The sequence below is a fragment of the Methanomethylovorans sp. genome, from assembly GCF_050177135.1.
Classification (GTDB): Archaea; Halobacteriota; Methanosarcinia; order Methanosarcinales; family Methanosarcinaceae; genus Methanomethylovorans.
On the sequence record NZ_JBFXHJ010000148.1, the window covers coordinates 1 to 5,239 of the forward strand.

Sequence of the window (5,239 nt, forward strand, 5' to 3'; positions counted from 1 at the left end):
GATAAACTGGTTTCAGGGGTCCTTATGAAGCTATCCGGAGGTGTAAAAGGTTACATGGTCATGCTTTTACCACCGGAAAGTGCAAAACTTATCTGCAATACAATAACAAAAGATCAAAACTCAGATATAAAGAACCCAATGAACGAGTCCCTTATATCAGAAGTGGGTCACATCCTTGGAAGTACTTATATGACCGCCTTTTCTGATTTCCTCAAAGTAGATGTTTTTGCATCGGCACCGTTCCATACATATGATATGATCGGTGCCATTATGGACAATATACTCATTCAAATGAGCCAGGAAGTGGAACATGCTATCATTCTTGATACTCTGTTCACACTAAAAGGTAATGATATGCATGGGAAACTGCTCACTCTTTTCGATCCGATATCCCTTGAATTGATTTTGGAGCAAGTGAATGCACTGTTCCGTTGATCTATTAATCGACTGATACTATGATAGTGATAGGAATGGCAGATTATGCTGTGACTCGCAGCCCAGAGAGATTGACAACTTTGGGTTTAGGATCCTGTGTAGGCATTGCCCTCTATGACCCGGTGACAAAAATAGGGGGATTGATACACATAATGCTGCCAACTATTGAAAATGCACGTTTTACAGATAACTGTGCCAAATTTGCTGATAGCGGCATACCTTACCTCATTGAAGAAATGATACGTATCGGAGCAGTGCGCAGAAGACTCGTAGCTAAAATAGCTGGTGGGGCAAAGATGTTCTCTTTTAACAGCGATGCAAACCTCAACATTGGAGAACGAAATATACAGGCTACAAAAGTTGTGCTCTCAGAAATGAAGGTACCTATAATATCGGAAGATGTGGGAAAAAATTATGGACGCACCGTCGTGCTGGATACAGATACAGGAGTATACTATATTAAAAGTGCAATAAAGGGGGAGAATGTAATTTGATAGTGAAATTTTTATATATACTTAAAGATAGATATTCCTGTGGAGGTAAAAATGCTTAGCTCAGATCTTACGATATTACATATTCTATTCATATCTATCTCCCTCTTGGGAGGAATGGCTGCTATTTATTTCTGGATAAAGGTATATGAAGACACAAAAAGAGGCTCCGTTGCCTGGCTTCTTCTTGCCCTGACAGCAATATTCCTCATCACTACTGCGATCTTCCCTGCTGTGGCAGTTGGAAATCCGAATCAGAACGTAGTTGAGACCATATTATTGTTCCTTGGTTTCTGGAGTGCTGTATACACAAGTATATTTGCAGCCGCTGGCTTTTTGATGTTCCGGGCTTTTAAGACCATTCCCCGCCAGAACCTGGGTGATTTTCTCATAGAGGGAATGGTATTCAGAAAAGCCGAGCAAAAGACATCTGAGTATGACCCGATTGATGATGAGAACATTGCCAGGCTGTTACAATGGTCAACATTGATCGAGTATACTCCCAAAACCCGGTACGAAGATTCGGTAATAGAAATGTGCCTCCGCTTTTACGGGGAAACAATGAATGTAGTACTGGTTTCCACCGAGCCTCGTACTTCTATATATAAGGACAGGCTGGGGGAACTGGTGGATATAGGAGCCATGAAATTCATTGAACTATCCGGTATTGAGGAAAAACTGGTGGAAAAAGATGGCGTGATCATGTTGCCAATGAGCGAGCTTGGTAGTTTCTTTGATCTAACGAGCAAACTTCCTGCAGGCTGCGCCCTTATATTTGAACCACTCTCTCATATGCTACTGACAAAAGGGGAGGATCTTACCTATACCTTTGTATCAAGAATGGTAGAGGATTTTGCATCCAAAGGGATCTTACTGGTTGGCATGATCAATAGCCTTGCACACCAAAAAGAAGTTATTGGCAAGTTCGAAGGACTATTTGTGAACATTGGAGAGGAGTCAGAGGATAGTATCAAGATAGTAAAAGGTGGCAAAGAAGAATTCGTTCGCTTTTATGCAGGCAAGCGTTTCTTCCTTGAAAATGAAACTGGGAAATAAGGCTTGACCGAGGAACTTATCTTATGATGCAGCTTTCAGGTTTTCATTCAGATGCCCTGAGAGAGATAGGGAGCATTGGTATGGGCAATGCCACAACAGCTCTCTCGCAGCTTTTGAATTGCAAGGTTCAGCTGAACCTGTCAAATTCACAGGTTATAGACATCGCATCAATGTCGTCAATGATGCCGTCATCTATAACCCTGGCGGCTATAATGATGGACCTTGCAGGAGATCTTAATGGCATCATGATGGTGCTTTTTGATTCAAACAGTGCTGTTACCCTTAGTTCCCTTCTGGTGAGCAAAAACACACTGGAAGAAGATCCCGGAATGTATGAGTCTGCCCTCAATGAAATAGGCAATATCCTGGCAGGATCCTATCTTAAGAACATATATGATCTCCTGGGAGCAAAAGTGCTCCAATCAACTCCTGAAATAGTGATAGGAGATGCGCAAAAGCTGTTCGCTGAGATCGCAGCCAGGCTAAGCGGAGGGTCTACTGATATACTCAACATAGAAACGATGTTCCAGGTACAAGTTTTATCCAGTCCTCAAGGTAATTCTACTCTTTATGGCGATATGTTCGTTTTTCTTGACAAGGACTCTTTAAGTTCCTTGTTCATTCTAATTGAAAAGTTGCTGAATGGGCAATAAGGTGGGTCGAGATGGAAAACAAATGGATCCGCCATTTTCAACATTCTAAAAATATAGAGCTACAACCCTGGCCGTTGTTAATGAAGAAGATCCACAAAACGGAAGATGGCAACAGGCAACACAAGCATAAATCACAAACCGATAGGATTGAGGTCAAATATCCTTTGAAAGTTGCATCCTGGTCATGTGTCGCTCCGAATTCAGACAATGCAAAGAATGATACAGAAGATGTAACGCTGTTCTGGTCAGACGAATGCACCTTATTCCTTGAATACAATCTTTCTGGAGAAGAGAACTTCAAACTGGAAGTATCTTCGGTGAAAGAGGCACTTGCGTTGATCGAACAAGATAACTTTACAACAGAGAAACTGTACCCAGATGCTCCGCAATTCAAATGGAAGCGTATATCGTAAACACATCACCCATAAAATATATATTCATAAAAATAATAATAAGCTTATAGAATATTGCGAACGCATCTGTGACAACAAAATATAATATAACTGTAGAGCTTCGGGAATTATGAATGGAGAACATTGATCATGATGGATATAGCATTATATTCACTTGTTGACGACATGGTTAGCAAGGCCGGCACCGAGGGTGTAGTAGAATACTGGCTTCGGGTCGGAGAGAGTTACGCAGAAAGAATGGGAAAAGAAGCATATGTGGGCTGGCCGGCTTTCAACGTAGCAATGAAAGAAGGCAGAACTTCCCTCACCATTGAGGGTGAAGTAAATGTACTTACAGATCTTGCGATCACAGATAAGGACGGAGATGTGATAGGATATGTGTATGCATTAAAAACATGCCCAATGGCCCCTACAATGATCAGGTTCATCCAGAAGATCGGGCCAATCCCTGACTCTGATGAAGATGTTGCCGATAGCTATAATAATCGCATCCGTGACTCAGCGGTTTCGAATTATTGTATAACTCACCAGCGATTCAGGGAAGTTGCTGCCAACAATATTACCGTTGCAAAGCAACCTCTTGAATGCTTGCACCTTGCAAACAAAGGACGTATGGGAGAAGTAAAGATGTTGCAAGAAAATCTTGCCAGGATCAATGTTGACGATAGGCATATAAAAAGCATCCTTAGAAGTGCTTCCTGTGTCTTTGCATTGATCGTGAAAGGTAAATCTGCAGGTGAGGAAATAGCGGAGTAAGGTGAAGTACATGGCAGAAACAATAGCCTCTAATCCTTTTGTTGATGTATCTGTTTTCCTCTTCTTTGAGGATATCTCTGATAAACAGGGTGTTGAAGGTTTCACTAACTATATAGTGGGACAGGCAAAATCTCTTGCAAAATCTGTGCCAGAGGAAGAATACGATACCTGGGAAGACTTCACTAATGCGGTGGTCAACGGGGAATCGGTACTTTCATCCTTTGAGAATATAAAACAGATCAGCAGCAATGGCTTTGTTACAAATGTGTGTCCTTTTTCAAAGGCCATAAGAGAATATATCAAACGTCTTGGTAATTTCAATCCAGTGCATATGGAAGCTACTGATCATTACAACCATACTATACAGCCTTCTGCTGCACACAGTGCTTGTATGATGCACCAGACATACCGTAACGAGGTTGCAAAGAGGATCAAAATAGGCGGTAAACCCTTACAGTACGCCCAGATAGCTGCAAAAGCATATACAGGTAAGATCGCATTGCCCCCCGAATCCTGGAAGAAGGTATTGCTGGAAAAGGCCGGCATTTCCGAAACACAGGGTTTTATGGAAATGCGGGAAAACTCATGCCTGTATGTACTCTACATTCAGGATTGATAAAACTTTTTTGAAGATTTTTTTTTTGATAAGATCTTCTCCTCTGTTTCTTTTTAGCATCAAAAAAGTATCCTTCCTTAAAAAGAAATTAAAAAATCTGATGCAGAGGGGTCATTTTTATTTCCATCTCCACAATGCGATCCCTTGAAAACACATTTTATTAAACTTAAAAATATGAGTAGAGCGAAATTATATTCGCTCTCGATCGCTTTCATCCTCAGCAGCTGGTTACGGTCAATTTCGGTCTCTGATCAGCATTGGACCAATCCGAACTGTAGAAGGCAATGTAATTACCGCTCTCTGTCCTGGACTTGAGGAAGAAACCGGTATTGCCATATTCACCACTTACATATTCCTGCACAAGTTCGGTCACGTCAAATTCGTAGTATTTGTTTCCAGGCACTGTGCTGGCTGGGAATGTAAGAGATGCGTATGGGCTGCTGCCCTGAGATATGCCGTTCTTATCATACCAGTTTCCTCCGGCTGTGCTCCATGGGGTGCCAGATGCACGGTCATTCCAGCTAACATACTTCGGATCCCATTCCTGTGGCCTGTATATCTCCACCACAGTGTCAGAATTCCGGGTAGTGGCTGCGGGATAATACCAGTACAATGAAAGCTTCGCCTCGGATATTGTATCCGTTGTATCGTACCCGCTAAGATCGAACATCAGCACATCCCTGCAAGCACTAGTACTTTTCCCGATGTCAAGATAGGTGGAATCGTAAAGAACTGTACTCGGTAAAGACTCACGTAACCTGTTGTCATAGGTAGCGGAATATTCGACAGTGATCACTGGTTTTGTGACAACCACCGTCA

General features: G+C 42.0%; 8 protein-coding genes. 7 read left to right on the forward strand and 1 reads right to left on the reverse strand.

Features of this window, described 5'->3' with window-relative positions; all coding sequences use genetic code 11:
* From AB7U21_RS10150 to AB7U21_RS10180, 7 genes are all read left to right on the forward strand, one after another.
* Window positions 1-435 (forward strand): chemotaxis protein CheC (locus AB7U21_RS10150; RefSeq protein WP_428388771.1); only part of this gene is annotated, 435 nt, incomplete at its 5' end.
* Window positions 436-455: 20 nt separating this feature from the next.
* Complete coding sequence (locus AB7U21_RS10155) at window positions 456-929, forward strand: chemotaxis protein CheD (protein WP_428388773.1); 474 nt, start codon at window positions 456-458, stop codon at window positions 927-929.
* Window positions 930-980: 51 nt separating this feature from the next.
* Complete coding sequence (locus AB7U21_RS10160) at window positions 981-1,982, forward strand: DUF3795 domain-containing protein (protein ID WP_428388775.1); 1,002 nt, start codon at window positions 981-983, stop codon at window positions 1,980-1,982.
* Between the two features lie 23 nt (window positions 1,983-2,005).
* Window positions 2,006-2,635, forward strand: a complete 630-nt coding sequence (locus tag AB7U21_RS10165) for a chemotaxis protein CheC (RefSeq protein ID WP_333788032.1) — start codon at window positions 2,006-2,008, stop codon at window positions 2,633-2,635.
* Between the two features lie 11 nt (window positions 2,636-2,646).
* A complete protein-coding gene (locus AB7U21_RS10170; protein ID WP_333788031.1) occupies window positions 2,647-3,048 on the forward strand; it encodes a hypothetical protein in 402 nt (133 codons plus the stop codon).
* 129 nt (window positions 3,049-3,177) lie between these two features.
* On the forward strand, window positions 3,178-3,804 hold the full coding sequence (locus AB7U21_RS10175; protein WP_292351273.1) for a hypothetical protein: 627 nt from the start codon (window positions 3,178-3,180) through the stop codon (window positions 3,802-3,804).
* 10 nt (window positions 3,805-3,814) lie between these two features.
* Window positions 3,815-4,420: a hypothetical protein gene (locus AB7U21_RS10180; RefSeq protein ID WP_292351271.1), complete on the forward strand. Its 606-nt coding sequence runs from the start codon at window positions 3,815-3,817 to the stop codon at window positions 4,418-4,420.
* A gap of 217 nt (window positions 4,421-4,637) precedes the next feature.
* Here AB7U21_RS10180 and AB7U21_RS10185 read toward each other — a convergent pair.
* A partial coding sequence (locus tag AB7U21_RS10185) for a disaggregatase related repeat-containing protein (RefSeq protein WP_428388778.1) occupies window positions 4,638-5,239 on the reverse strand: 602 nt, incomplete at its 5' end.

Bases quoted from the DNA above. Each gene is read 5' to 3' on its own strand.
- AB7U21_RS10155 (WP_428388773.1), top strand. From the start codon at position 456: ATGATAGTGATAGGAATGGCAGATTATGCTGTGACTCGCAGCCCAGAG.
- AB7U21_RS10160 (WP_428388775.1), top strand. From the start codon at position 981: ATGCTTAGCTCAGATCTTACGATATTACATATTCTATTCATATCTATC.
- AB7U21_RS10165 (WP_333788032.1), top strand. From the start codon at position 2,006: ATGATGCAGCTTTCAGGTTTTCATTCAGATGCCCTGAGAGAGATAGGG.
- AB7U21_RS10170 (WP_333788031.1), top strand. From the start codon at position 2,647: ATGGAAAACAAATGGATCCGCCATTTTCAACATTCTAAAAATATAGAG.
- AB7U21_RS10175 (WP_292351273.1), top strand. From the start codon at position 3,178: ATGATGGATATAGCATTATATTCACTTGTTGACGACATGGTTAGCAAG.
- AB7U21_RS10180 (WP_292351271.1), top strand. From the start codon at position 3,815: ATGGCAGAAACAATAGCCTCTAATCCTTTTGTTGATGTATCTGTTTTC.